General features: G+C 62.4%; 24 protein-coding genes. 12 read left to right on the forward strand and 12 right to left on the reverse strand.

Annotated features, from left to right (window positions below; genetic code table 11):
- Positions 1-72 precede the first annotated feature (72 nt).
- Both ACQR1W_RS00245 and ACQR1W_RS00250 read left to right on the forward strand, forming a co-directional pair.
- On the forward strand, positions 73-543 hold the full coding sequence (locus tag ACQR1W_RS00245; RefSeq protein ID WP_434848955.1) for a hypothetical protein: 471 nt from the start codon (positions 73-75) through the stop codon (positions 541-543).
- Positions 544-702: 159 nt separating this feature from the next.
- Positions 703-996 carry a hypothetical protein gene (locus ACQR1W_RS00250; protein WP_434848956.1) on the forward strand — a complete coding sequence of 98 codons (294 nt, stop codon included), beginning with the start codon at positions 703-705 and terminating at the stop codon, positions 994-996.
- 6 nt (positions 997-1,002) lie between these two features.
- Here ACQR1W_RS00250 and xth read toward each other — a convergent pair whose 3' ends face one another.
- Complete coding sequence (xth, locus tag ACQR1W_RS00255; RefSeq protein WP_434848957.1) at positions 1,003-1,773, reverse strand: exodeoxyribonuclease III; 771 nt, start codon at positions 1,771-1,773, stop codon at positions 1,003-1,005.
- Between the two features lie 56 nt (positions 1,774-1,829).
- Here xth and ACQR1W_RS00260 point away from each other — a divergent pair, with 56 nt between their 5' ends.
- The 4 genes from ACQR1W_RS00260 (at position 1,830) to ACQR1W_RS00275 (ending at position 4,749) form a co-directional block, all read left to right on the forward strand.
- Complete coding sequence (locus tag ACQR1W_RS00260) at positions 1,830-2,057, forward strand: cysteine rich repeat-containing protein (RefSeq protein ID WP_434848958.1); 228 nt, start codon at positions 1,830-1,832, stop codon at positions 2,055-2,057.
- A gap of 10 nt (positions 2,058-2,067) precedes the next feature.
- Complete coding sequence (locus ACQR1W_RS00265; protein WP_434848959.1) at positions 2,068-3,093, forward strand: D-cysteine desulfhydrase family protein; 1,026 nt, start codon at positions 2,068-2,070, stop codon at positions 3,091-3,093.
- A 130-nt stretch (positions 3,094-3,223) separates the two neighbouring features.
- Positions 3,224-3,508: a hypothetical protein gene (locus tag ACQR1W_RS00270; protein ID WP_434848960.1), complete on the forward strand. Its 285-nt coding sequence runs from the start codon at positions 3,224-3,226 to the stop codon at positions 3,506-3,508.
- 302 nt (positions 3,509-3,810) lie between these two features.
- On the forward strand, positions 3,811-4,749 hold the full coding sequence (locus ACQR1W_RS00275) for a hypothetical protein (RefSeq protein ID WP_434848961.1): 939 nt from the start codon (positions 3,811-3,813) through the stop codon (positions 4,747-4,749).
- Positions 4,750-4,765: 16 nt separating this feature from the next.
- Here ACQR1W_RS00275 and ACQR1W_RS00280 read toward each other — a convergent pair whose 3' ends face one another.
- Positions 4,766-5,665 (reverse strand): LysR family transcriptional regulator, encoded by a 900-nt coding sequence (locus tag ACQR1W_RS00280; RefSeq protein WP_434848962.1) that lies wholly within the window; start codon positions 5,663-5,665, stop codon positions 4,766-4,768.
- 133 nt (positions 5,666-5,798) lie between these two features.
- Between ACQR1W_RS00280 and ACQR1W_RS00285 the strand changes: the two genes are divergently transcribed.
- Genes ACQR1W_RS00285 through ACQR1W_RS00295 form a run of 3 tightly spaced genes read left to right on the forward strand, consistent with a single transcriptional unit; the run spans position 5,799 to position 8,656 of the window.
- Positions 5,799-6,623: an alpha/beta fold hydrolase gene (locus ACQR1W_RS00285; RefSeq protein WP_434848963.1), complete on the forward strand. Its 825-nt coding sequence runs from the start codon at positions 5,799-5,801 to the stop codon at positions 6,621-6,623.
- Positions 6,624-6,630: 7 nt separating this feature from the next.
- Positions 6,631-7,602, forward strand: a complete 972-nt coding sequence (locus tag ACQR1W_RS00290) for an MBL fold metallo-hydrolase (RefSeq protein WP_434848964.1) — start codon at positions 6,631-6,633, stop codon at positions 7,600-7,602.
- A gap of 46 nt (positions 7,603-7,648) precedes the next feature.
- Entirely contained in the window at positions 7,649-8,656 is a 1,008-nt protein-coding gene (locus ACQR1W_RS00295; protein ID WP_434848965.1) for an alpha/beta fold hydrolase, read from the forward strand.
- A 353-nt stretch (positions 8,657-9,009) separates the two neighbouring features.
- Here the strand turns inward: ACQR1W_RS00295 and ACQR1W_RS00300 are convergent, their stop codons facing one another.
- Positions 9,010-10,536, reverse strand: coding sequence for an ankyrin repeat domain-containing protein (locus ACQR1W_RS00300; protein ID WP_434848966.1), 1,527 nt, complete (start codon positions 10,534-10,536; stop codon positions 9,010-9,012).
- Between the two features lie 363 nt (positions 10,537-10,899).
- On the opposite strand from ACQR1W_RS00300, the gene ACQR1W_RS00305 reads away from it, so the two are divergent.
- On the forward strand, positions 10,900-11,733 hold the full coding sequence (locus ACQR1W_RS00305; RefSeq protein WP_434848967.1) for a hypothetical protein: 834 nt from the start codon (positions 10,900-10,902) through the stop codon (positions 11,731-11,733).
- A gap of 1 nt (position 11,734) precedes the next feature.
- Here ACQR1W_RS00305 and ACQR1W_RS00310 read toward each other — a convergent pair whose 3' ends face one another.
- The 6 genes from ACQR1W_RS00310 to ACQR1W_RS00335 all read right to left on the reverse strand — a co-directional run bounded on the left by ACQR1W_RS00310 (position 11,735) and on the right by ACQR1W_RS00335 (position 18,934).
- A complete protein-coding gene (locus ACQR1W_RS00310; protein WP_434848968.1) occupies positions 11,735-12,124 on the reverse strand; it encodes a hypothetical protein in 390 nt (129 codons plus the stop codon).
- Between the two features lie 491 nt (positions 12,125-12,615).
- Entirely contained in the window at positions 12,616-13,809 is a 1,194-nt protein-coding gene (locus tag ACQR1W_RS00315) for a lanthionine synthetase C family protein (RefSeq protein ID WP_434848969.1), read from the reverse strand.
- 324 nt (positions 13,810-14,133) lie between these two features.
- The gene (locus ACQR1W_RS00320) at positions 14,134-14,547 is read right to left on the reverse strand and encodes an SRPBCC family protein (RefSeq protein WP_434848970.1); all 414 of its coding nucleotides are present in this window, start codon (positions 14,545-14,547) and stop codon (positions 14,134-14,136) included.
- Between the two features lie 369 nt (positions 14,548-14,916).
- Complete coding sequence (locus tag ACQR1W_RS00325) at positions 14,917-15,315, reverse strand: RidA family protein (RefSeq protein ID WP_434848971.1); 399 nt, start codon at positions 15,313-15,315, stop codon at positions 14,917-14,919.
- An 830-nt stretch (positions 15,316-16,145) separates the two neighbouring features.
- Positions 16,146-17,363, reverse strand: a complete 1,218-nt coding sequence (gene alr, locus ACQR1W_RS00330; RefSeq protein WP_434848972.1) for an alanine racemase — start codon at positions 17,361-17,363, stop codon at positions 16,146-16,148.
- A 62-nt stretch (positions 17,364-17,425) separates the two neighbouring features.
- Complete coding sequence (locus ACQR1W_RS00335; protein WP_434848973.1) at positions 17,426-18,934, reverse strand: replicative DNA helicase; 1,509 nt, start codon at positions 18,932-18,934, stop codon at positions 17,426-17,428.
- Between the two features lie 514 nt (positions 18,935-19,448).
- Between ACQR1W_RS00335 and ACQR1W_RS00340 the strand changes: the two genes are divergently transcribed.
- Positions 19,449-19,667 carry a hypothetical protein gene (locus ACQR1W_RS00340; RefSeq protein ID WP_434848974.1) on the forward strand — a complete coding sequence of 73 codons (219 nt, stop codon included), beginning with the start codon at positions 19,449-19,451 and terminating at the stop codon, positions 19,665-19,667.
- Between the two features lie 55 nt (positions 19,668-19,722).
- On the opposite strand, the gene ACQR1W_RS00345 is transcribed toward ACQR1W_RS00340, so the two are convergent.
- Positions 19,723-20,973, reverse strand: a complete 1,251-nt coding sequence (locus tag ACQR1W_RS00345) for a class I SAM-dependent methyltransferase (protein WP_434848975.1) — start codon at positions 20,971-20,973, stop codon at positions 19,723-19,725.
- Between the two features lie 424 nt (positions 20,974-21,397).
- Between ACQR1W_RS00345 and ACQR1W_RS00350 the strand changes: the two genes are divergently transcribed.
- Positions 21,398-22,402: a hypothetical protein gene (locus tag ACQR1W_RS00350; RefSeq protein WP_434848976.1), complete on the forward strand. Its 1,005-nt coding sequence runs from the start codon at positions 21,398-21,400 to the stop codon at positions 22,400-22,402.
- A gap of 97 nt (positions 22,403-22,499) precedes the next feature.
- Here ACQR1W_RS00350 and rplI read toward each other — a convergent pair whose 3' ends face one another.
- Both rplI and ACQR1W_RS00360 read right to left on the reverse strand, forming a co-directional pair.
- On the reverse strand, positions 22,500-23,096 hold the full coding sequence (gene rplI / locus ACQR1W_RS00355; protein ID WP_434848977.1) for a 50S ribosomal protein L9: 597 nt from the start codon (positions 23,094-23,096) through the stop codon (positions 22,500-22,502).
- 44 nt (positions 23,097-23,140) lie between these two features.
- A complete protein-coding gene (locus ACQR1W_RS00360) occupies positions 23,141-24,121 on the reverse strand; it encodes a DUF2232 domain-containing protein (protein WP_434848978.1) in 981 nt (326 codons plus the stop codon).
- Between the last annotated feature and the right edge of the window lie 19 nt (positions 24,122-24,140).

Raw genomic sequence — 24,140 nt, forward strand, 5'->3', positions numbered from 1 at the left:
ACGGACCTCGGTTGGTGGCCAATCAGCAGTGTCCTCTGGCGTGCTGATTGCCAAAGCATCGGAGAATCAGTCATGGCCCAGGCACATCCTTCGTCCAACAAGCCGCCGTCGCACGTGGCGAAATCGGGTCTGGCTTTCCTCGCCGGCGTGGTGACGACCGTGTTTGCCGCCATCGGCGCGGTGAACAGCGCCGTTCCCGCGGTCTCGACTATCGGTGCGGTCGTGCTCAAGACGTTCAACATCCCCGCCTGCCTGTCTTACGCCGACACGTTTGGCGGCACGCAAAGCAGCTTCAGGCGGGAGGGACAGATCTGGCACGAATATCCGCGCAACGCCGAGGCGTTCAGCTACGAGTTCAAGGAGATCAGGCGGACGCGCGAGGAGATCCTGCTGTTGAATGTCACGTCACGCCCCGATGTGCCGGACGCGGCGAGCCTCGTCATCCATCTACCGGTTTGCGGCGGAGCTGCGTTTCTCACCGAGGGGCGGCCTGAGCGCTCGACCAATCTCGAGCAGGTCTGGCCGGAGCGCCAAGGCGTTTGAACGTGGATGGCGCGCCGCCACTCCGTGCGGATTTGGGGCGCTGCGACCCGCATCGTTAACGCCAGGTGTTTGAGACGGCAAAAAACACCGTGAACGATCGCGCCGATCGTTAGAGTTTGAAGCGTATTCGTCGCGAAGCTTGTGGAGAGCGATACGACGATGGACGACTATTCATACGACGCGCAGGACAACGGCGCGCATCCGGCCGACAGCTTCCCTTGGCTTGCGAGCGCGCTGCTCGCGATGGAAGCGGCCGAGGTGATCCGGCTGCGGCTGGAGAAATTCGCCCGTGCCGAAGTGGATGCCAACGAGGAAGCCGAACTGATGGTGACCGAAAAGATCGTCGCCGCGCTCGAGGCCACCGCGAACCTCATGGCCGGCGCTACGCCCGCGTCGATCGTCGATCGCTACCGCGATTATGTCGCCGCCAATGCCAGGCGGCTGTCAGTCTGACAACAATCACTTCAGCACCACCCAGGCCGGCGCGTGATCGCTGGCGCCGTCTTCGCCACGGACCTTGCGGTCGACGCCGCATTTGATGAGCCGCGGCGCCAGCTGCGGGCTCAACAGCAGATGGTCGAGCCGCAAGCCCGCATCGCGCGGCCAGCGGTTGCGCTTATAGTCCCAGAAGGTGAACATCGGCTGGTCCGGATGGAGCGTGCGGATCGCATCGCACCAGCCCTGGTCGACCAGCGCCTTGAAGGCGGCGCGGCTCTTCGGCTGGATCAGCGCATCCTTGTCCCATGACTTCGTCGGATAGATGTCGAGCGGCGTTGGCGCAATATTGTAGTCGCCGGCCAGCACCACCGGCAGATCATCTTTGATGAATTTGGCCGCGTGCTTCTGCAGTCGCTTGAACCACGCGAGCTTGTAATCGAATTTCGGTCCCGGCTGCGGATTGCCGTTCGGCAGATACAGACAGCCGATGACGATGCCGCGCACGGCGGCCTCGATGTAGCGCGCGTCAGTGTCCTTGGGATCGCCGGGCAGGGCAGTGCGGATCAGCACCGGCTCGGCCTTGCGCGCCAGGATCGCAACCCCATTCCAGGTCTTCTGTCCACACCACACCGCGCCATAGCCGGCCTTTTCGAACGCCTCAGCAGGGAATTCGTCCTGCGTGCATTTGAGCTCCTGCAGGCAGACGACATCGGGCTTCGCACTACGCAACCAGCGCAGCAGGTTGGGCAGCCGACGTCTGACATTGTTGATGTTGAAGGTGGCGATCTTCATGAGATGGCGGTATTCATGACGGCGGGACTGACATAAGAACGATCGGGGAGGCTTCCATGTCCAAGCTCGCAGCCGCCATTTTGTTCACGTTCCTTGTTGGGTTGCCACAAGCAGCCTTTGCCCAGGCGCTGACCGCGGAACAGCGGACGGCATGCAAATCGGACTACGAAAAATACTGCGCGAGTGTCACGCCGGGCGGCGGACGCATCATCGCCTGTCTCAACAAGCAATACGCGCAGCTCGCTGATGCCTGCAAGAAGGTCCTGAACGCCGCCAAGAAATAGGTCGGGCAACATGACCACCGAAGGCGCAACGATGCTTGCCTCCAAGCTGGCGGCGTTTCCGCGGATCGGACTCGCCAGCCTGCCGACGCCGCTCGAACCCATGAGGCGGCTCACGGACCATCTGGGTGGGCCACGCCTATGGGTGAAGCGTGAGGATGCGACCGGGCTCGGCTTTGGCGGCAACAAGCTGCGCAAGCTCGACTATGTCCTTCACGAAGCCCTCGCATCCAAGGCGGACGTGCTGGTGTCTGGCGGCGTCGTCCAGTCCAACAGCCAGCGTCAGGTCGCTGCCGCGGCAGCCAAGCTCGGCCTGGCGTGTCATCTGGCGGTCTATCACGGGCGTGTCGCCCCGCCGACGCCCGAGTACGAGACGTCGGGAAACGCGCTCCTCAATCGGCTGTTCGGCGCGCATCTGCATGACGTGCCCTGGACAGGAAATCGCAACGCGGCGATCGAGGAGCTGGGACACCGGCTCAGGCATGAAGGTCATCGGCCTTACTTCGTTCCTTACGGCGTTTCCAATCCGCTTGGCGCGATCGCCTACGCATCGACCATCGTCGAGATCGCGGCGCAGTCGCAGGCCCTCGGCATTCGGCCTGCCGCGATCGTGCATTGTACCGGCAGCGCGGCAACACAGGCCGGCCTTGTCGTCGGCGCGTCGGTCGCGATGCCCGAGACACGGATCATCGGCATCGATATCGATGCCGAACCTGAGCGCGTGCGTTCCGATGTGATCGCCTACGCACGCGCCGCAGCCGATCTGATCGGCGCCCGCTTCGATGAGGACGACGTCGAGGTCGTCGCCGGACACGCAGGTCCTGCCTATGGGGTGCCGCACGCGGCCACCATCGATGCTATCAAGCTTGCCGGAGCGCTGGAGGCCTTGACGCTTGATCCGGTCTACTCGGGCAAGGCGTTGGCCGGCCTGATCGCGCTGGTTCGGGAGAGGCGATTGCAGCCCGACACGGACGTCATTTTCATCCATACCGGCGGAGCCCCCGCTCTGTTCGCCTACCAAGGTGTGCTCGGCATCTGATCGGCCGTTATTTGTCTGCGGTGAGCCATCCTAAGCGACCAGCGCGGACGGATTGAACGGGCCTGACGCTCTGGAACGATCATGACCATTGCTCGTTGACGTCGCTGTTGGTCAGGGGAGATCCAAGACCATGAAAACGATGACCGTTGCGGCGGCGCTAGGGATGGTGGTGGCACTGAGTGCTGCCGCCGAAGCCAGATCGAGAGCTGATGTTCGAAGGGCGACGCACAGGATCGTCATCACGGCGCCCGTGCGTGTGCCCGTGCTGATGCGCGATCCGTATTGGATTCCCGACTACAATATCGTTCCGCGCTATCGTTATCGTCCCGAGGACGACCGGGTCGACACCAGCCCTTACGCGCCACCTGTCGCACCGGGCGACGTCGAGCCCGGCGGATTTGGCATCGGCCAATAGCGCCGGCGCACCGAAGCCGATCGCCGCGCCTTTGTCGCGGCGACGCGCTGTGCGACGCTTCAGAGCGGCCGGGAGGAAGACCCGGGGCAGCTCAGAGCCAATCAATTTAAGGGTGGATTAACCCTATCCCGCTCTCAGAGATTATCACGCTACCGGTGCACATATCGGTAGATGTATAATTCCACCTCTCTCGTAAACGGCGAGCCCGGAGTTCAGTGATCAGAGGTTTGTCCGGAAACACTACCAGAGATTACTGGTCTTCATAACAACAATCTTTACTTGACGCCATCTGGAATAACATCATGAATGTACCTGCCCTTTTGATTGCAGTGGGCGTTGGCGCGGCGTTCTTGGCTGCAGAGCTCAAGTGGTATTTTCAGCCCTCATTCATCAATCCGGATCTCATCATCAGCAGCCTGTCGCCGGACCAGATGAGAGCCCGTGCGGCTGTTCGGGATATGCTGATCGATCCGGGTTCAGCGCAGTTCGACGGATTGCGCTCGGTCACGGCGAACGCGGCGCGATATGTCTGCGGTGTCGTCAAGGCGAGAGACAGAAGCGGCAACCTTGCCGATGCCGGCTTCGTCTATGCCGTTGCTGTCGATTTCGCCCACATCGACGATGGCGGTCGAATGACACGCAAACAGTCGTCGTTCAGACCCTGTCCAGTCGCTGACGACGCGCCAAAAATAGCGCAAACGGATTTCGCGATATCACCTGGCACATTGGCGATGGTGAAGACGGCCCAGAAGCTGATCCCCAAGGGCGATCCATCCGCGCTGTCGGCGCTGACCAAGCTGGCGCCCGCGGCCGGCGGAACGTCTGGGAGCCAAAGCATGGAGCAGCAGATCCGCGAACTGGCCGGACGGACGGCGATCCCGTCGGACCAGGCGAGTGGCCCGCAAGTCGTTGCGATAGCAAAGGCTGCCATGAGCGACCCCGTTGATTGGCGGGGCGATCAGCCCCCCGCGGCTTGGCCAACATTCCCTGCAGGTCACCCTTTGGCGAAGCCAACCCGGAAACGCAGCACATCCGAAGCTCTCGCCCTGGCGAAAGATGTTGAGGATCGTTGGAAACGGTCCGAGGCCGCAGCAGATCCGAAGCTGCGTCCTTCATCGGAAGAGATCAATGAGGCCTGCAGGGCGTTACTTACGATCGATCCCATCGACATGGATTATCGAAAGGCGTGGGCGGCTTTTGTGCGACTCCAACAAATAGACCGACGGATGGCGGCGAAATAGGACTGCGCGGAGGGGATCAGGCCAAGGTCAGCCTGGCCTTTAGACGCGGTGCCATCCAGTCGAGAAATGCCCGCAGCTTGACCGGCACCGGCTTGCGCGGAGCGTAGACGATGTGCACGGGCAGCGGCTCGGGCTCGAAGTCTTCCAGGACGATGGCGAGTTGTCCGGCGCACTTCGCAGCGTCCATCTTGTACGACATCACGCGGGCCAACCCAGCGCCCGCGATCGCGGCGAGCACAGCGGCTTCAGACGTATTGACACATAGCCGCGACCTGATCGGTTCTATCCTTGCGCGGCTGCCGCGAACGAACCTCCAGACTGCCGGAATGGCGTGATCGTCGATGGTGATGCAGTCGTGTGTGGCGAGGTCTCCGAGCTGCTCGGGCCGCCCGCGTGTTTCGAGATAGGCTGGGCTTGCGCAAACGACGGTGCGGATCGAGCCGACGCACATCGCCATCATGCTGCTATCCGGGAGGACTCCGACACGGATGGCGATATCGATGCTCTCGCTGGTCGTATTGACCACGCGATCGGTCAACAAGAGCCGCAGCGATATGTCCGGATAGGCTTCCTGGAATTCAATCGCAAGCGGCAGCAAGTGTGTGTGTCCGAGTCCCCACGGCGCCGTTACGGCCATCTGTCCCCTGGGAATCCGGTATTCGCCCGACACTTCCCGCTCGGCATTGTCCACCTGCTCGATGATGCGCTTGCAGGCATCGATGTAGGACCGCCCAGCGGCAGTCAACGTCATCCGCCGTGAGCTCCTTTGGAAGAGCTGGGTCTTCAGGCGGGCTTCCAACTCGGCGACCTTGCGGCTGACGGTCGCGACCGGCGAGTTCAGACGGCGCGACGCCGCCGAGATGCTGCCGGTCTCGGTCACGGCGATGATCACGGACATCGCCTCCAAGCGGTCCATCGCGGGCCTCGCCTTTCCGAACTTTGAGAAGGTGCTTCCCAATCATATGGGCTGCCTGGCTGCGCTGCAACGCAGTATGCCCAGCGAGGCAACGGATGCGACCTCATCCGCCACAGCAAGCGCGAGGTTCAGAATGGGCATCGTCACGACAAATGATGGGGTTGAGATCTTTTACAAGGACTGGGGCAGGGGACAACCCATCGTGTTCAGCCACGGCTGGCCGCTGTCAGCTGACGACTGGGACGCCCAAATGCTGTTCTTCCTCGGCAAGGGCTATCGCGTCATTGCCCATGACCGGCGCGGCCATGGTCGCTCGACACAGACGGACGACCACCACGATATGGATCATTATGCTGACGACCTTGCCGCGGTCACGGCGCATCTCGATCTCCGCGACGCGATCCATGTCGGCCATTCCACCGGCGGTGGCGAGGTGGTGCGTTACATCGCGCGGCATGGTGAGAGCCGTGTGGCCAAGGCGGCGATCATCAGCGCCGTACCCCCGCTGATGGTGCGAACCGCGGCCAATCCGGGTGGCTTGCCCAAGGCAGTGTTCGACGACTTTCAAGCGCAGCTTGCGGCCAACCGGTCGGAATTCTATCGCGCCGTCGCGTCTGGCCCCTTCTACAATTACAACCGGCCAGGCACCGAGCGCTCCGAGGCCATCATCCAGAACTGGTGGCGCCAGGGCATGATGGGCGGCGCGAAGGCGCATTACGATGGCATCGTCGCGTTCTCGCAGACCGACTTCACGTCCGACCTGAAGAAGATCGGCGTGCCGGTGCTGGTGATGCATAGCGAGGACGACCAGATCGTGCCTTACGCCGATTCCGGACCGTTGTCGGCCAAGCTTTTGAAGAACGGCACGCTGAAAACCTACAAGGGATTTCCGCACGGCATGCCGACTACGCAGGCCGACATCATCAACGTCGACCTTCTGACATTCATCGAGAGCTGAGCGCGCCATGATTGCCTTGAGGGAGAAACGTCCGTCCCGACGCGGCTTCTGTCTGTGCTGTATCGGCGGCGCTGTCACCACGGCCATGGGAGCCTCTCTCGTGCCAAGGCCAGCCTTCGCGGAGGCGCGCGGCCTAGTCAGCCTGATCAAAGACAGCGCCGCCGCGTCGCCGATCGTCACGCACAGGCTGCGCAACAATATCAGCGTGCTCGAAGGCTCGGGCGGCAGCATCGCCGTGCTGACGGGCCCTGACGGCAAGGTGCTGATCGATGCCGGCATTGCCGTCTCGCGTCCGCAGCTGACCGGAGCTCTTGCGGATATTGGGCCGGAGCCAGTCACGCATTTGATCAACACCCATTGGCATTTCGACCATACCGGCGGCAACGCCTGGCTCAACACGGTCGGCGCGCAGATCATCGCCCAGGAGAACACGCGCAAATATTTGTCCGAGGTGCAGCGCGTTGAGGATTGGGACTACAATTTTCTTGCTCAGCCGCCAGGCGGAATCCCGACCGAAGTGTTTGCCAGCGAGCATAGCCTCAAGCTCAACGGCGCGAGCATTGTGCTCAAGCATTACGGTCGGGCGCATACCGACAGCGACATTTCAGTGATGTTTCCCGAAGCGAATGTCGTGCATCTGGCCGATACATTCTGGAACGGCATCTATCCGTTCATTGATTATTCCACCGGCGGCAGTATCGACGGAATGATCGCGGCCTCCGATGCCAATCTCGCAGTGACGAATGAGGATACCATCATCATCGCCGGCCACGGCAAGGCTGTCGGGACCAGGGTTGAGCTCCTTGAATTCCGCAACATGCTCGTGGCAATTCGCGACAACGTTGCCGCGCTGAAGAGGCAGGGGCGCTCGCGCGACGAGACTGTGGCGGCCAAGCCGACCGCCGCCTTCGACGCCAGATTCGGAAACTTCCTGATCGATCCCGCCTTTTTCACCAGACTTGTCTACGAAGGGGTCTGAGCGGTACGCCGCGGGACTCATCAATCACTTTGAATCGGAGGCCGACATGAAAGACGCTAGTTTGGCGGACACGTCCGCCGGGCTGCTGGACCGACGCCGCTTCGCTTTGACGCTGCCGCTCCTGGCTGCGAGCGTCGCGTCTCCCCAGACCGCGTCGGCGGCCACGGCATCGCCGCAAGGCAAGGCGCCGATCATCACCCATCACCGCACCAGAACTGTCGACGGCATCAAGATATTCTATCGTGAGGCCGGGCCGGCGGACGCCCCGGTCGTGTTGTTGCTGCACGGATTTCCAACCTCGTCCCACATGTTTCGCAATCTGATCCCGGAGCTCGCCGACCGCTACCATGTGATCGCTCCCGACTATCCCGGCTATGGGCAGAGCGACATGCCCGACCGCACGAAGTTCAGCTATACGTTCGACCGGTTCGGAGAACTCGTCGATGGCCTGCTCGTTCAGCTCGGCGTCACGCGCTATGCGATGTACGTGATGGACTATGGCGCGCCCGTGGGTTGGCGTCTCGCCCTCAAGCATCCCGAGTCCGTGACGGCCCTGATCGTGCAGAACGGCAACGCCTATGAGGAGGGTCTCAAGGAGTTCTGGAATCCGATCAAGGCCTATTGGTCCGATCACTCGGACGAGCACCGCAGGGCGCTGTACGTGCTGGTCACGCCGGAAACGACGAAGTTTCAGTACACGGATGGAGTCAGCGACGTAAGCCGTGTCGCTCCCGACAACTGGGTTCACGACCAGGCGCTGTTAGATCGTCCCGGCAACGCCGAAATCCAGATGGATCTGTTCTACGACTACCGCACCAACCTGCCGCTTTATCCGGCGGTCCAGGCCTATTTCCGCAAGCAACAGCCATCGACGCTGATCGTCTGGGGCAAGAACGACAAAATCTTCCCGGCCGACGGAGCCTACCCGTACAAGCGCGATCTCCCGAACGTCGAGTTTCATCTGATCGACACCGGCCATTTCGCGCTCGAGGACAAGGCCGACGAGATGGTGCCGCTGATCCGCGACTTCCTGAGCCGCAAGGTCGCCACGTGAGGCAGCAGGAGACGGCAGTTGCGATCCGACCGTTTCACCGTGCAATTGACCTGAACGGCGCCGCGAATCTCTCTACTCGTCGTCCCGCGGAGGAGCCTCGAAGTTCTCCAAGACGCGGTCCATCGACTGCTTCAGCGAGAGGGGGCTGGTTGAAACCAAAGACAGCCCAATGGCCAAAACCAGTCCGAGGATGTGCGAGACCCACCACGCCATGGCTCGTTCTCTGATCCCCGCGAAGAGGGGTATTCAACTTTTGTTAGAAAAAAAGTTGACGCCATCCGGACAGTGCGCACCAAATGCGCGATAGCGGCCTCATCAGCTTGATCTCGGCACCAGTGATCTAATTCGACGCGTTACGCCAATGGCTTCCTGCTGCTCTTCAGCCACGCTCGCAAAACCGTGTCGAGCTCATCATGGCCGGTAGGGAGAATTGTCGGGTCGAGCAGAGAGCCCGCTTCGAGCAGCAGTTTCACCGTGCGGACATGATCTTGCGGGTGGCCGGTGGTCCAGCCGTTCAGCGCGCCGTAGATGCAGGCTCCCAGCGGTATGCCGCCGAACTCATTTTGATAGGTCAGAGGCGGATCGGGGTCCCGTGACAGCAAGGTTGCAACGATGTCGGCGTAGCCGTGGAAGCTGGCGCGATCCAGCGGCGTCGAGTTATGGGCACCGGTGGCGTGGGGATCGAAGCCGTAGTCCAGCATCAGTCGCACGCTGTCGGGTCGGTACCACCAGGCAGCAGAGGCCAGGAGAGCGTGCTCGTCAGGTTCGATCTCCCTCAGCGCCGTCGGATGCCGGTCCAGCTCGCGATGGGCACGCTCGCCATCGCCGCACCAGAGCGCATCGATAAGTCGCGCTTTCGGCGATAGCGACGACACGATCAGCTCCGCGATCTCGCTGTGGCCGAATTTCCGCGCCACGTCGGCCGGCGTGAGATCGAATCCGAGCGTCCAGCCGTAGATGTGGAGACCGGGCGCGGTGAACGGCGCGCGGTTGACACGGGATTCCGCGCATCGTGGATCGTCGCGCAGGCACCGCTCGACCAAACCCTTGTCACCCAGCCGGGCTGCAGCAAAGATGTCGACATCAGCTCCCCGTTCCACCAGCAGACGCGCGATCGGCTCGTCTGCAATTCGGTACTGAAGCGGCGTGGAGGCGTGATCGACATCCCGCACCTCCAGATCCGATCCGTTGTCGAGCAGCAGCTCGGCGACGGCACAGGTAGCTGCACAATGCAGTGCAGTCTTGCCGTCACCTCCGCGCTCGTTCACGAGATGCGGATGGGCCGTCAGGATTGACTTCAGCTCGTCGTATAATCCGAGCCCGGCCGCCGCCCACGGCGTGATCCGTGCGCCGCGATCAATCAGTGGCGCTGCCTGCGCGGGCGTCAAATCCCACTCCAAAATGCCGAAGCCGCCCGCCCACCATTGCGAACGCGCATTGATGTCTGCCCCGTGCTGCAGCAAGACATCGACGAGCGCCAGATTCTTTCTCGCTTGATGGATGGCCGGAGCGTCGAAGTCGAAGCGCGGTTCGTTGATGCGCGCCCGAATGTCGGAGTGTTTCTGCAGGAGCGCGCGCGCCAATTCGGCATCGTCTTCGCGCACTGCGATGTCGAACTGTTCAAGGGGCGACGCGGTGAGCGATTCGATCTTGCGCTTCATCGCCGCCCAGGAGTCGAAACCATACCCGCGCGCGATGACGAGCTGCGCGTCGTGCAGCTTGAGTGCGTCGGGATCTGGCGAGCCGGGGAGGAATGTGCGCGCGCGTTCAATCGCGTCGGCATCGCCCGCCCAGCAATTGCGCAATAAGCGCTTGGCGAGCTTCTGCTGATGCTCCAGGCTTGGCCGGGGCGGCAGCGGTTCCACGGAAAACCGCGTCATGGCGCACCACGCAGTGCAGTCGAGCGGTTGGGGAGAACAGACTGGGACATGACGACTCCTCCTTCAAAATTGCCCTGGTCCGCGCTGCATGGGGCAAAAGAGGTTCGTCTGTGGAAGCGATTGATATCGGGCAGGTGGGAGAGTCCCTTTCCGCGGACACGATGCGCCCTGCCGACGCGGCCTCAACGCTAACCTGCTGACGTCATATGCGTCAAGCGATGCAGCTTGTTCGCGCGACGGTTCCGTACACGCCGCATGCCCCACACCCAAGCGGGTCCGCCGATATCGTGAAAAACCAATGGATGCTCAGAGAATTTATAAACCGCCCGGGTGATATGAAGGGATCGATATCGGATTTGGTCCATGCGGTTGCAACGGAAATTGATGATTGTTGCCGGAGCGACTGCCGCCTTAGCCGCGGCCGCCATTGGCGAGCTCGTCTTCGACCTACGCATGCCGCGCGCCTCGCTGGTCGAGATTCATGCCATCACCACCAGCGTCTCGATCCTGATCGCGGATTATGACCGCGCGGTCGAAGCCATGAAGGCAAAATATGGTGCCGATGCGCAGACCGTGCTCGAGACCCAGCCTCCTCGATTGATCACGCGCGTGGGCGACAAGATCGTAGAAGAAAAGCGCGCGCCGGGTCAGTTCTCTGACGCCAGGGGCTTGTTTGTCATTGGTCGGCAGGGACGGCTGGAAAGCACCTTTCCGTTCCAAATCGATCCGCACGAGTCGCCAGCCTTTGGCAGGCAAGGGGAGCCAAGCGTCCGCTATTTGAGGGATCGCTTTGGAAAGAAACTCTCCGCCCAATATTTCGAGTTCGATGATCGTGATGCTGTGACTGATACGTGCATCACGATGTCGCCCGCTGAACTCGGTTGGATCGGTCGACAGCTTAGTTTTCAGAGCGGCACATTCTGCGTTGTTTTCTGGAAGGGCACTTCGCCTGGCTCGATGCTCATCGGCGTGGCACTGGCCGATGGCGATCCCTGGATGCGGCCGTTCACGCGGCGCATTTGCCGCTGGATCACAACCATTGCGCTCCAGCGCGTTGCTGCAACCGACCGCGAGCCAGCGCCGGATTATGCCGCGTGCCTGCTGGTCGACCGGCCCAACCGCTCGGGAGCGGACGGGACCTTGCGGGCACACGTTTATGAGGTGCGCCGCGATGCGACCCTGGCTTATGTGAACTGAGCTATTTCAGCGTCGTTCGGAGGACGAAATTGCCGGCGGCGACGTAACCTTCGGCCTGTCCACCGGACTGTCGGTTGAGGCTGACGCTAACGGATTCGAGGCGGCAGGTTTTCGCGAGCACCTGCTCAACCAGAGCGCACTCGCCGGCCGCCATTTCATAGACTGAGCGCCGAGCCCGTTCCCTCAGCTTCACCGCTTCTTCACTCTCCCCGGCAGGTCCAGGAAACAGCAAATTGACGCTGACCTGTATCCGGATCGGCTCCTCGCGTCGCTCCGCATTCGCTTCGGTGCGATCGCGCCCAGGGCTTGCATCGTCGGCGCGTACGCCGAATGGGCAAAGGGTCAATAGTGCCGTCAGAAGAATTCCGAGATGTCGCGCCTGCTGCCACATGCTGCTCTGCTCCCATAAGTCTGCGTCACTCTCCTAACCTTGCAGCGTTTATCCAGCGTTAAATGGGTCGATGAGCGACCTGTCCGGATATCGCGCCGCTCGGCCGGAGCTCAGCTTGCTTGTGGTGGAATTGTCCGGGATCTTGTGGCCCGAGGCTTTCCGCAAATCGGGTGGCTTAGATGCGGACAGCATGTTTTCAGTCGGCGTTGCACCGAGGAGGCGACGTCGTGCGCGATCTTGTGCTGATACGAGTGCCACGCTTGGTGGGCCGAGCACTGGTCCGGCTGGCCGAGGGCATTCGTGACATGGTTCGACGCGCAGCTGCACGGCGCAGGCTGTCCGAGCTTTCTCCTATTGAACAGCGGGATCTCGGACTTCATCGAGTGTACCAGGAGCTGGGCAAATGGCCCTGGGAGCATTGACCGGAGTGTTGAAGGTCCCCGATATTGCCCAGCTCAGCCGGGCCAAGCTTGCTGTCTTTGAACAGGGGATCAGAACACGTCGATCGTCGGGAAACGCGGCTCTCCCGTGATGCAATCCCACAGGTAGATAGCGAGGCCGACGTCGCCGGTCCAAAGCGAATAGCGTCCGCGGCCGACCGCGACGCGCGTGCTGCGATACTGGACGATGGCCGTCATGGCGAACTGCCGCGCGCGGTCGAGCCAGATCGTATCGTTGGTGCGGCGGTAGAGTTTCAGGAATGCATACCCATTCCCGCTTGTGCCGTGGCAGAGATTGGATCCCTTTGTGAGTGGTCCGGCGGACCAGGTGAATCGACCAGCATCCAGCAGAAGCGCGTCAAAGTCAGCGCTCGCGATCGGCGACTCCGCAAAGGTCGTCACCATACCGGGCGCACCATGACAATGCTGACACAACGTCGGCGGCGTCTCGCGCTTGCTTCTCGCGCCCCAGGTCGCCCCAACGTCAGACTGCCACGCATTCGCCGCGAGGGCTCTTGGCACAAACTCGACCACGTGGGCTCGCTGCATCGGCGTCAGCCAATCCCATCCTCGCAACAACGGAATGAGGTTGCCGGCGAAGCCGTGCACGGGCCCGAACCAACGATCTTTGGTGCCGTAGAGATCTTGTGTCCAAAGCGGTCCTTGCGGCGTCTCCTCCAATTCGGCCAGGAGCCGGGCTGCCTGCATTTCGAACAGCCCGCGCCACCGCGGCTCCTGCGTCATCTCCGCCATATGGATTGCGGCCAGCATGGAGCCGGGCATGCCCCACATCAGCTCTCGGACCGGAAGTCCGTTATTCGCCTCTGCGCGCGCGTGCACCAGATCGGCCAGGCTCGACATGGGAGCAATGCGCATGGCAAGCAGGGCCGCGCCCATGTCGCCAAACAGCAGAGAACCATGTTTCGCGTAATCGGTCGGCGAATGGCTTTGGAAGTGAGTGATTGTCCGCTCGAGGAGCTTCGGCATCACCGGGCGAAAGTCCGCAGTGATGCGGGTCGCGCCAATCCGATGCAAATAGTCCAGCGCCCAAATCACGCCGGCTGCGCCATAGTAGAAACTCGGGTTACCGTCGCCGACGCCATCATCGCCGGGGTGGCCCGGCCAAAATGTCTCGGGATTAAAATCGGCGAGTGCATCGCTGACGATGTCTGCGATCGCGTTCCGGGCTGCCAGGTCGCTCCAGGCCTCGTCGACGAGCGCGCGATGACGGCCGAGAACGATCATGGCTTGACACTCCTATTCCTTCATCACGCGAAAGGACCGTGGGCCGGCTCGTAACCTTATCCTAGATCGGCAGCGAACGGTTACGATGTAAACGCGTTTTAAGGGCCCAGGTTTTGACTTTGACGCTCGGGGATGGATGGCGATCCTCGCTGCTATCGTCATTGTCGCGCTGATCGCCGCGCCTTGGTTGTGGCGGTGATATCCCTATGTCCTGAGGCGTTGGGGTGCACTTAGAGCGCATGAGCATGCGCGCAGCGACATGCGGCCCTGCCGGTCGATGATACCCTCTGGGCTGGCGCCCGAATATCGCTGCGCTCATCCGGGCTAGGATTGCTGCTTCGTCTCCACGTATCGTGCGAAGTTGTCGAGGATCGCCTGCCAACCGCCTTGCTGCTGCTCGACCGAGTGCGTCGGTTCGCTATCGAAGACAACGCGGACGACAATGCCCTTCGGACCCGGCGCGAACTCCACTTCGGCCTTACGGTCGCCGAACGCGTATTCGATCCGCTTGTGTTCAACGATCTTTGTGTAGGTGCCGGCGAAGTCAAAGCCCATGCTGCCGTCCTTGGCCTCCATGCGGGATGAGAAAGCGCCTCCTTCTCTCAGGTCGACCGTGGCTTTGGTCGTATGCCAGTCGTCGGACGCGGCGTTCCACTTCATGATGTCGGCAGGTGTCGTATAGGCACGCCAGACCTGTTCGATCGGGGCTGCTACGCTGGTTTCGACGGTGATCCTCATCAACATTTCTCCTCATCCGATTCTGACAAGTCAAGTGACCGTGTCCCTTCACCTGTGCAGTTCCATCCACAGCTCCTCTGAGATGTGTCTATCCAAGGACGATCGAGACTGGCTCATGCCGACACAACGACTCGTGATGCGCTTAAAAATGAACCAGCGAGCGTAGCCCGCATAAGCGCAGCGATATGCGGGTCTGCCGGCCGATAGACGGCCTCTGGGCTGGCGCCCCGGATGTCGCTGCGCTCATCCGGGCTACGCTTGCTGTAGCGTCATGGGGTGGGGGCAACAAGGACGAGCCAAATTGTCGGGTCCAGCGGAAAGCTTCGAATAGCAGTTTCAATGTGCGGACATCATCTGTCCGCGCGTATCTCAGTCGATCACAGCAACGGCCTCAATCTCGACGAGCCACTCCGGCACTGCGAGCGCGGTGACACCGATCAAGGTGCTGGCCGGTGGTTTTTTGCTTGCGAAGAAGGGCGCTCGTGCCTTGCCAATGATGGCTCGGTGTTCGGGCTGATAGTTCACAACATATGTGGTGATTTTGACGATATCGCTGTAGCCCGCACCGGCTGCGGCGAGGGCCTGACCGATATTGCGCATCGCCTGCGCCGTCTGCTCGGCGAGATCACCAACGCCAATGGTTGCACCGCTTTCGTCGACGGAGACCTGCCCCGCCGTGTAGATTGTGCGCGCTCCTGAGGCGACGACGACCTGTGAGAATGCCGCGTTGTGCAGAAGGCCTCTTGGATACGGATGTTCCAACGTCATGTCGCGAGCTCCTTCGGAGTGATCACCGCAGTGAGCTTACAGCACAATGGCCTCGCGTCAGACGACGAATGCACCATGGCATTCGTCGGCCGGAGATCATGCAAAGCCGACAAACTCCGTGCGCAAAACACCAATTTCCCTTGCAATCTCAAGGCGACTCACCCTGTCCAGTCCTCCCGCCAAAAATATTCTTCTTTCTGTTTTTCAGAAATTGTGATTTTCTCTTGCCGTCCCGCCTCGGCACGAGGGGCGCATCGCGATCGTCACGACACGCGGGGTGGGATGCGGTGGGCGCTTTTGGCTGCAGCATAGCCTGAGGTCGTGCGGACGAACGGCACAAGGCGCACGTCGAAAACGTATGGTCCTGGCATCCCGACGCTGATGCTACGCCGGTGGTGATGATGATCCGCCGGTCACGGGGGCAAGAAAGCCCGGTCCCCGGGGAGAGTACGCATAAGGCGTAAATCCATCGCGCAGGGAATGCCGGATGATCGGCTGGACCTGTGGTGACTGCCGCCTGCTTCTTTGCTGCAGGCGGGCCATGGGTTGCGGCCAGCACCCGGCATTCCCTGCGCCCTCGGCGATCAAGAGGGTGAATACGAGATGCACAACTCGGGCGCTATGCACCGCGAGAAAGACGACTCATGTTTCGGGACCGTCATTGCGAGGAGCCCACCGGGTCTCGCCTCCGGCGAGCCCGATGACGGGCTTCGGCGACGAAGCAATCCAGAGCTGCGCACATCAATCCGGCCTGCTTCCGCTGTCGCCCTTCGGGCGAGGGCGGACACGTCGCTGGCGCTCGCAAGGACGATTTGGCCGCTGAATGCGCCTTACGCTTGCTGCGCGCTAGCGGTCGGCGCCAACTCCGCCGCCACCGGACCGCCCTTGTAGATCCGCGTATAGCGTTTGCCGAGGCTGGTCAGGACCTCATAGCCGATGGTGCCGAAATGATGCGCGAGCTCGTCGACGGTGATGCCGTCGCCGAGCAGGGTGGCCATCTGGCCGCGCTTGACGCTCTTCGGCGGCAGGTCGGTAATGTCGACCGCGATCAGGTCCATCGAGATGCGCCCCGCAATCGGGCAGCGCTTGCCGGCAATGACGACATCGGCGCCGCGGGTGCCGTCATTGGAGCTGGCCGCGCGGAAGTAGCCGTCGGCATAGCCGGCCGAGATGATCGCGATCCTGGTTGCACGGCGCGCCGTCCAGGTGCTGCCATAGCCCACGGTGTCGCCACGCTCGATGTCGCGGAGCTGCACGATACGGGCCTTGATCTCGGCGATCGGCTGCATCGGATTGTCAGCCTCGGGCGTCGGGTTGACGCCATAGAGCGCGGCTCCCGGTCGTACCAGGTCGAACTGGAACGGCGCGCCGAGGAAGATGCCGGAGGAATTGGCCAGCGAGGCGGGCACGCCGGCGAATTCGCTGGCGATCGCGCGGAAACTGCCGAGCTGGCGCGCATTGACCGGCGCGTTGAGCTGCTCGGCCGAGACGAGGTGGCTCATCACGAGCGTGATGCCGTGGTCGCCGGCATGGATGCGCGGGATGATGCTCTGCGCCGCGTCGATGGTCAGGCCGAGCCGGTTCATGCCGGTGTCGATGTGGATGGCGGCGCCTCCGGTCCAGCTAGTGCGGCGGCAGAATATGTCCCATTCGGCGAGCTCATGGAGATCGCCGATCACCGGACGGCAATTGTATTTCGCGTAGTCGTCGCCGGTGTTCTGGAAGAAGCCGTTGAGCACATAGAGCGCGGCGGTGTCTGGCAGCGCCGCACGGGCGGCCCGGGCTTCCGACAGCGTGGCGACGAAGAAGGTCTTGCAGCCAGCGGCGGCCAGCGCGCCCGCCACCGGTGCGGTGCCGCAGCCATAGGCATCGGCCTTGATGACTCCAGCGCATTCCGCCGGCACCGCCGTTTTCTCGAGTCTGCGCCAGTTGGCGACCAGCGCGTCGAGATCGACGGTCAGCACGCCGGTGGCGCTCGGCGGGACGAGGTCGGCCTCGGGCGCGGGCGCGCTCGCTTCATCGGCCGGTTTCGGATGGGGAACTGTCATGATCCGCTTTTTACGCGGGCCGCGGCAACTGTTCAACCGCGGCCGCCATCCGACGGCCGGTATCAGTAGCCGTCGCCATGGTCCGGCACCATGTCCTCGGGGGCAAGATCGCCGAACCGGGTCACCGAAGCTTCGAACTGGACCGGGACCGTGCCGGTCGGGCCGTGACGCTGCTTGGCGATAATGACCTCCGCTTTACCTACAGCCCGCTCCATCTCGAGCTGCCATTTCTGATGTTCTTCCGTGCCCGGCCGCGGCTGTTTGCCGGCGAGATAGTATTCCTCGCGGTAGACGAAGATCACGACGTCGGCGTCCTGCTCGATCGAGCCGGATTCGCGCAGGTCCGACAGTTGCGGCCGCTTGTCGTCGCGGTTCTCGACCTGGCGCGAAAGCTGCGACAGCGCGATGATGGGGACGTTGAGCTCCTTGGCCAGCGCCTTCAGGCTGGTGGTGATCTCGGTGACTTCCTGCACGCGATTGTCGTTGCCGCGCTTGCCGGAGCCGCTCAAGAGCTGAATGTAATCGATCACCAGGAGATCGAGCCCCTTCTGCCGCTTCAGCCGCCGCGCGCGGGCCATCACCTGCGAAATCGAGATGCCGCCGGTCTCGTCGACGTAGAAGGGCAGGGACTGCAGCTCGATGGAGCATTCGCGCAGCTTATCGAAATCGGCCTCGGTGATGTTGCCGCGCCGGATATGACTGGATGGAATGCCGCTGCGCTCGGCGACGATACGGGTGGCGAGCTGCTCGCCGCTCATTTCGCAGGAGAAGAAGCCGACCACGCCGCCATTAAGCGCCTTCATAGTGCCGTCGGCTTGCAGATCTGGCACATACGCGCGAGCTACGTTGTAAGCGATGTTGGTGGCGAGCGAGGTCTTGCCCATGCCGGGACGGCCGGCCAGGATGATCAGGTCCGAATGCTGCAGGCCGCCCATTTTGGTGTCGAGATCGCGCAACCCAGTCGAGATGCCGGACAGCTTGCCGTCGCGCTGGAAGGCCTTGGCGGCCATGTCGATGGCGATCGTCAGCGCCCGGGAGAATTTCTGGAAGCCGCCGTCGTAGCGGCCGGATTCCGCAAGCTCATAGAGCCTGCGCTCGGCGTCCTCGATCTGGGTGCGCGGCGTGAAATCCACCGGCGCGTCGTAGGCGACGTTGACCATATCTTCGCCGATATTGATCAGGTCGCGGCGCAGCGACAGGTCGTAGATGGTGCGCCCATAGTCCTGGGCGTTGATGATGGTGGTCGCTTCCGCGGCGAGCCGCGCCAGGTACTGGCCGACGGTCATGCCGCCGATATCGACATCCGCGGGCAGGAAGGTCTTCAGCGTCACCGGCGTGGCGATCTTGCCCATCCGGATCAGGCTCGCAGCGGTCTCGAAGATGGTCTGGTGGATCGGCTCGAAGAAATGCTTCGGCTCGAGGAAGTCGGAGACGCGGTAGAAGGCGTCGTTGTTGACCAGGATCGCACCCAAAAGACCCTGTTCCGCTTCGATATTATGCGGCGCGCTCCGATAGGCGGGCGCCGACGCGTCGGGAGACAGTTTGAGAACGTTCGAATCAGTGACGGCCATGGCAGCGTGTGTAACAGCTTTCGAGGGGAGGGGATAAAGCGCCTGTCGGCCCGCGAGCGAAAGCAAAAGCTGATCGATATGCACTGTCCGGTAATTGCGGTGGATGAATCCGGCTTCGCCGGATGCCGTGCTTGACCCGGAAGGGGAGCGCGATCGGGCGCCGCCGGGGGTGGAATCGCGGGCCCGAGGTGGGCCGGAGAATTTCCTCAGTCGATCTGAACCGGGAACGCTTCGGACCGACGAACGTTGGAAAGGGTCTGGCAACCTTCGACGCGATTGCTCGGCCGGCTCAGACCAGCAGGAGATAGAGCAAGGCGATGAGGGATGCTCCCACGCCGACGGCGATCAGCACGTAATCGGTGCTGAAGTCGGTCTGGGGGTCCTGCATGGCTCGGTATGGGTTCCGCATGATGTCCGCAAACGTACGGGCAGGTGCGGGCATTTTCTGTGAGCCAGTTCACAGGAACCGGTATTTCTTTGGGGGCAGTGCACTCCCGCGGGCAGGAGACGGCACATGAGGCGCCAATATCACGACTGGCGGTCGGAGCGGGACAGCCGCAACTGGCTCGCCATCCTGGTGCAGACTTTCGACGATGTCGCGGAATCGCACGCTTCGGCCAAAGCCGTCCCGACACCAAAAGAGCTACGGGCGCAGCTGCTCCGACCGGCATCGCCGGCGGCGCGGGGGCGCTCGAGGCGGCTGGTGAAGGTGGTGCAACCGATCGTGAATTAAGTAAGCGAGCCCGCAGCTCTCGGCCTGCGGACCCGGAGCCGTAATGACGTTGCGACTATTCGCCGGCCATCTTGAGCACCGGACGGCTGCCGCGCTCAATAGCACGCAAGCGTGCCTCTTCGCGCGGGATGTAGTCCCGGGTCATCGGGACGACGCTCTGGCGCTTGGTGAGCTGGATCTGGAAGTTCATCAGGTTCTGCTTACGGAAAGCCATTTCCGAGGCGGCCAGATAGAATTCCCACATCCGCGCGAAGCGCTCGTCATAGAGCTGCACGGCCTCTTCCCGTCGCGCCATGAAGCGCTCCCGCCAGGCCTTCAAGGTCTCGGCATAATGCAGCCGCAGGATTTCGATGTCGCAAACGAGGAGGCCTGCGCGCTCGATTGCCGGCAGCACTTCCGACAGCGCCGGAATGTAGCCGCCGGGGAAGATATATTTCGCGATCCACGGATTGGTGGCATCCGGTCCCTCGGAGCGGCCGATCGAGTGCAGGACCATGACGCCGTCATCGCTCAGCAGCTCGGCGCAGCGACGGAAATAGGTCTCGTAAAAATCGACGCCGACATGTTCGAACATGCCGACCGAGACGATCCGATCGAACGAGCCGGGGATATCGCGATAGTCCTGCAGGACGAAGCGGGCCCGATCGCTCAGATTCTTTTCGGCGGCACGGGCGTTGGCCACCTGCAACTGCTCGGTCGACAGCGTGACGCCGGTGACGTCTGCGCCGGTCGTTTCGGCCAAGTAGAGGCCAAGGCCGCCCCAGCCACAGCCGATGTCGAGCACCCGGTCATCCTTGTCGAGCAGGAGCTTCGCGGCCAGATGGCGCTTCTTGGCGAGCTGCGCATCGTCGAGCGTCGTGCCGGGCGTTTCGAAATAGGCGCAGGAATATTGCTTGTCGGCGTCGAGAAACAACGAATAGAGCCGCCCGTCGAGATCATAATGATGGGAGACGTTGGTACGGGACCGTCCACGAAAATTGAACTGCCGGAGGTGCCGGGCAAGATAGCGCAGCCACCACTGCAGTTTGGCCCAGCGCGGCACTGCATCGGGCTGATCCATCACGGTCGCAAGCACGTCGGCGATCGACCCGTGCTCGACAACGAAGCTGCCGTCCACGTATATCTCGCCCAGTGCGAGCTCAGGGTTCATCAGCAACCTGCGCTGGGCCTGCCGGGTCAGAAACCGGGCTGCGACGGGGACGCCCATGCCGTTCCCGCAGCGAAATCTTGTGCCATCTGCAGTCGTGAACGCGATCGACCCACGGCGAATAAAGCGACTCAACAGACTCCGCAACAAACGGTCCATTCACACCACCTAACGAGCCATCCCGTGAGATGCTGACTTTCCCGGCCGTCGCACTCGACGCTTTCGGAACCGTTTGGTTCCATTTCAACAGGTATTTATGATAGTGAGCGTCCGCTTGCGCCACTACTGCATTGGAGACAAAGCGGATATTCAAAAACGGTATTCGCGGGGCGTTGCATCTGTGCACTTCCTTTCGTTCGATATTCCGCTAAAAGGTGGCGCCGCAGATGCCGATGCGGTGCTCCGCGCTTTTTCTTTCCCATTGTCGCGCGCGAATGTGGGGGATGAAGGCTCGCCGGCAAAGACATGATATACGGGCGGTTTCAGACTTGATCGTCGCCATGCTGGTGAGCGGGAATACGGGCGCCAATATCCAATCAAGGACCGCGAGGCGTGCGGTCGTGACCGCAGCTGGAGAATGAGAATGGTGAGCCGGGCGCTTGGTTTGGCCGCGGTGATGCTGACGCTCTGCATGGCAGGGCCGATGCAGGCGCAGGAAAATCTCGAGGCTGGCAAGAGCCCGTCGCAGATCTTCGCTGGAACCTGTTCGGCGTGTCACAAGAGCCCGCGCGGTCTGTTGAAAACCACTGCGCCGGGATCGCTGCCGAGCTTCCTGCGTCAGCACTACACGACGAGCCCCGAGATGGCCGGCGTGCTCTCAAATTACCTGATCTCGAACGGCGCAAGTGACGCGCGTTATACGGGCAACCAGGGCAAGGGCGGCAAAGACGGCAAGGAAGCAAAATCGGATGCGAAGCCTGAGCCTCGGTCCGAGACGAGAACCGGAGCGCCCGAACAGACGGAGCGTTCGGGGCGCCGGCATCGTCCTGCCGCTGCATCTGAGTCACGCGAAGCCGCCCCCGAGGCCGACGGGGCGAGCGCGCAAGATGAGCCCGCGCATCGGGTACGCCATGGCAAGCGATCGGCGCGATCGGCACCTGCGGCAGAGAGCAAGTCCGATGCTGGCGATCAGGAGTCTGCTGAGACGGGAGAGCGCGCGCCGGCGGGTCGCAAATCCGCCGCTAAATTGAAGCGCGGCAAGTCGCGCGGTCAGGAAGCATCGAAGCCCGATGCTGCGACCGAGCCGCCGTCGGACGCTGCGCTTGGAGCTTCGAGCTCGGAGCCACCGAAGCCTGCGCCGTCGAGCCTTGACGATGCAAGACCGGCGGCCGTCGACCGCGCGGATACGCCGAAGATCGAGGCGCCCGCGAGCGAGACGCCAAAAGCCAGCGATCCACCCATGCTTCGAGCCGATCCGGCTCCGGCGGTCACGCCGGCGGCCCCGCTGACCACGACGCAATCAATATCGGTTTCGCCGTCGAGCGCAGCCAGCGATCCCTCTATTCCGTCGTCACCGCCCCACTCGGGGGCCCAGCCTGATCTGGTCACGCCGCCGGCAGGCTCATCGCTGTCGCCGACCTCACATTAAGAGTAGGTCTAAGCCCGCTGCGACACGACGCTCAGAACGCAAAAGAGCCCGGCCTGTGAGTGCCGGGCTCTTCGCTTTGGCAAGCCGTTGGTGATGATTATGCGGCTGGCTGATCGGTCGGCTCGCCTTCCTCTTGCTGGGCTTCCGGATCGAAGAACTCGCCGGCGGCAGCAAGCGCCTCGGCCGCCGCATCGCGATCTTCCTGCCGGGTCGAGATGTCCTCACCACGCTTGATCCGCTCGGCCTCGTCGGCGCTGCGAGCGACGATGACGGTGATCGACGCCTCGACCTCGGGGTGAACCGCGATCGTCACCTTCTGCTGGCCGATCGCCTTGATCGGCGCGTCGAGCCAGACCTGCGGACGGCTCACGGTGATGCCATCGCCCTCGAGTGCCACAACGATGTCGCGCACCGAGACCGAACCGAACAGTTGGCCGGCTTCCGACGCCTGGCGGATGATCACGATGTCGCGTCCGTCGATCTTCTCGGCGACCTTGCTCGCTTCCGACTTGGCCTGGATGTTGTTGGCCTCGAGCTCGGCCTTCATGCCTTCATACTTGGCCTTGTTCTCGGTGGTCGCGCGGAGCGCCTTCTTGCGCTTGAGCAGGAAGTTGCGGGCAAAGCCGTCCTTCACTTTCACGATCTCGCCCATTTGGCCGAGCTTGGCGACGCGTTCCAACAAAATGACTTCCATGGATATTCTCCTTGTCGTGGGTGTTCAGGTTTGAGGGATCGAAGTTACGGGACTGGCAGGGGCGGCGGCCGCCGCCAAAATCGCTGACGCAGACCGAAGACGAGATCGGCTAATCCGAGCATGACCATCGCGCAGAACAGCATCGGCCAGACCGGGGTCAGAATCAGCGCATAGGACAGGCCGAGCCAAAGTGGCCGGCTGCTCCATCTCAGCGAGAGCGTATGGAGCACAGCAAGGCCGGTCAGCGCGTAGGCCATCAAGAGCGTCGATGCGGTGATGACCGCCAATATCGCGACGAGGCCGCCGGCAAAGCTGAGGCCGATGGCCGCAAAAAGCGCAGCGACTGTGAGCGGCGGCAATGCGACCGTACGCAGGTCGGGCCATGGGCGGCGGAGCAGGCCGGACGTCGCGGCGATCTTCGCGGCGAGCCATAGGTTCAAAGTCAATGTCGCCGTCGCAAACAATGCGGCCGCGGCCGGCGCCACGTTGATCAGCGTATCGATCCATTGCTCGGTATCGGCAGAGACCGGCGAATCGGACGCGCTGAGGATGCGCGACAACGCGCGGTGCAAGGTGCTGGTGATCGTAGCGGCGTCGGTGCCCAGCGTGAGCAAGGCTGCAAAGGTGGTCAGCGTCGCGACGGCGGCGATCCACAGCAGGATCCGTCCGATCGGGTACCATTCAAGGGCGCCCGCAGGATCTTCCGGTGAGAGCGCCGAGTTGGAGGCATGATCGGCGGCGGGACGGCCGAGCAGGGTGAGGTGCCCGAGCCACCATGCCGGCAGCGCGACGGCAATGGCGAAAGCGATGCAATAGGGAAAGCTGACGAGGGCGCCGAGGCTGATCGCGGCGGCGATGCCGCCGATCGCGGCGCAAAGCGGCCCCCACGCGATCGCCGCCACCATCAGCGGCAGCGGCGCCAGATAGAACAGCACGAGTGAGATCAATGCGCCCGAGATGATCGAGGCGAACATCAAGGCCGAAGCAGCGCCGGCCGCAAGCGCAATGACAAAGGGTCCAATCATCAGCTGTCCCGCTCCTTTC

Origin of the sequence: Bradyrhizobium sp. HKCCYLS1011, from assembly GCF_051167795.1 — a bacterium.
Lineage (GTDB): Bacteria > Pseudomonadota > Alphaproteobacteria > Rhizobiales > Xanthobacteraceae > Bradyrhizobium.

Coding starts and splice junctions, on each gene's coding strand:
- ACQR1W_RS00335 (WP_434848973.1), bottom strand. CDS start 18,934: ATGGCCGTCACTGATTCGAACGTTCTCAAACTGTCTCCCGACGCGTCG.
- ACQR1W_RS00295 (WP_434848965.1), top strand. CDS start 7,649: ATGAAAGACGCTAGTTTGGCGGACACGTCCGCCGGGCTGCTGGACCGA.
- ACQR1W_RS00310 (WP_434848968.1), bottom strand. CDS start 12,124: ATGTGGCAGCAGGCGCGACATCTCGGAATTCTTCTGACGGCACTATTG.
- ACQR1W_RS00325 (WP_434848971.1), bottom strand. CDS start 15,315: ATGACGTTGGAACATCCGTATCCAAGAGGCCTTCTGCACAACGCGGCA.
- ACQR1W_RS00260 (WP_434848958.1), top strand. CDS start 1,830: ATGTCCAAGCTCGCAGCCGCCATTTTGTTCACGTTCCTTGTTGGGTTG.
- ACQR1W_RS00280 (WP_434848962.1), bottom strand. CDS start 5,665: ATGGACCGCTTGGAGGCGATGTCCGTGATCATCGCCGTGACCGAGACC.
- rplI (WP_434848977.1), bottom strand. CDS start 23,096: ATGGAAGTCATTTTGTTGGAACGCGTCGCCAAGCTCGGCCAAATGGGC.
- ACQR1W_RS00245 (WP_434848955.1), top strand. CDS start 73: ATGGCCCAGGCACATCCTTCGTCCAACAAGCCGCCGTCGCACGTGGCG.
- ACQR1W_RS00360 (WP_434848978.1), bottom strand. CDS start 24,121: ATGATTGGACCCTTTGTCATTGCGCTTGCGGCCGGCGCTGCTTCGGCC.
- ACQR1W_RS00265 (WP_434848959.1), top strand. CDS start 2,068: ATGACCACCGAAGGCGCAACGATGCTTGCCTCCAAGCTGGCGGCGTTT.
- ACQR1W_RS00345 (WP_434848975.1), bottom strand. CDS start 20,973: ATGGACCGTTTGTTGCGGAGTCTGTTGAGTCGCTTTATTCGCCGTGGG.
- ACQR1W_RS00250 (WP_434848956.1), top strand. CDS start 703: ATGGACGACTATTCATACGACGCGCAGGACAACGGCGCGCATCCGGCC.
- ACQR1W_RS00315 (WP_434848969.1), bottom strand. CDS start 13,809: ATGATCGTTCTCGGCCGTCATCGCGCGCTCGTCGACGAGGCCTGGAGC.
- ACQR1W_RS00290 (WP_434848964.1), top strand. CDS start 6,631: ATGATTGCCTTGAGGGAGAAACGTCCGTCCCGACGCGGCTTCTGTCTG.
- ACQR1W_RS00320 (WP_434848970.1), bottom strand. CDS start 14,547: ATGAGGATCACCGTCGAAACCAGCGTAGCAGCCCCGATCGAACAGGTC.
- xth (WP_434848957.1), bottom strand. CDS start 1,773: ATGAAGATCGCCACCTTCAACATCAACAATGTCAGACGTCGGCTGCCC.
- ACQR1W_RS00300 (WP_434848966.1), bottom strand. CDS start 10,536: ATGACGCGGTTTTCCGTGGAACCGCTGCCGCCCCGGCCAAGCCTGGAG.
- alr (WP_434848972.1), bottom strand. CDS start 17,363: ATGACAGTTCCCCATCCGAAACCGGCCGATGAAGCGAGCGCGCCCGCG.
- ACQR1W_RS00340 (WP_434848974.1), top strand. CDS start 19,449: ATGAGGCGCCAATATCACGACTGGCGGTCGGAGCGGGACAGCCGCAAC.
- ACQR1W_RS00350 (WP_434848976.1), top strand. CDS start 21,398: ATGGTGAGCCGGGCGCTTGGTTTGGCCGCGGTGATGCTGACGCTCTGC.
- ACQR1W_RS00275 (WP_434848961.1), top strand. CDS start 3,811: ATGAATGTACCTGCCCTTTTGATTGCAGTGGGCGTTGGCGCGGCGTTC.
- ACQR1W_RS00305 (WP_434848967.1), top strand. CDS start 10,900: ATGCGGTTGCAACGGAAATTGATGATTGTTGCCGGAGCGACTGCCGCC.
- ACQR1W_RS00285 (WP_434848963.1), top strand. CDS start 5,799: ATGGGCATCGTCACGACAAATGATGGGGTTGAGATCTTTTACAAGGAC.
- ACQR1W_RS00270 (WP_434848960.1), top strand. CDS start 3,224: ATGAAAACGATGACCGTTGCGGCGGCGCTAGGGATGGTGGTGGCACTG.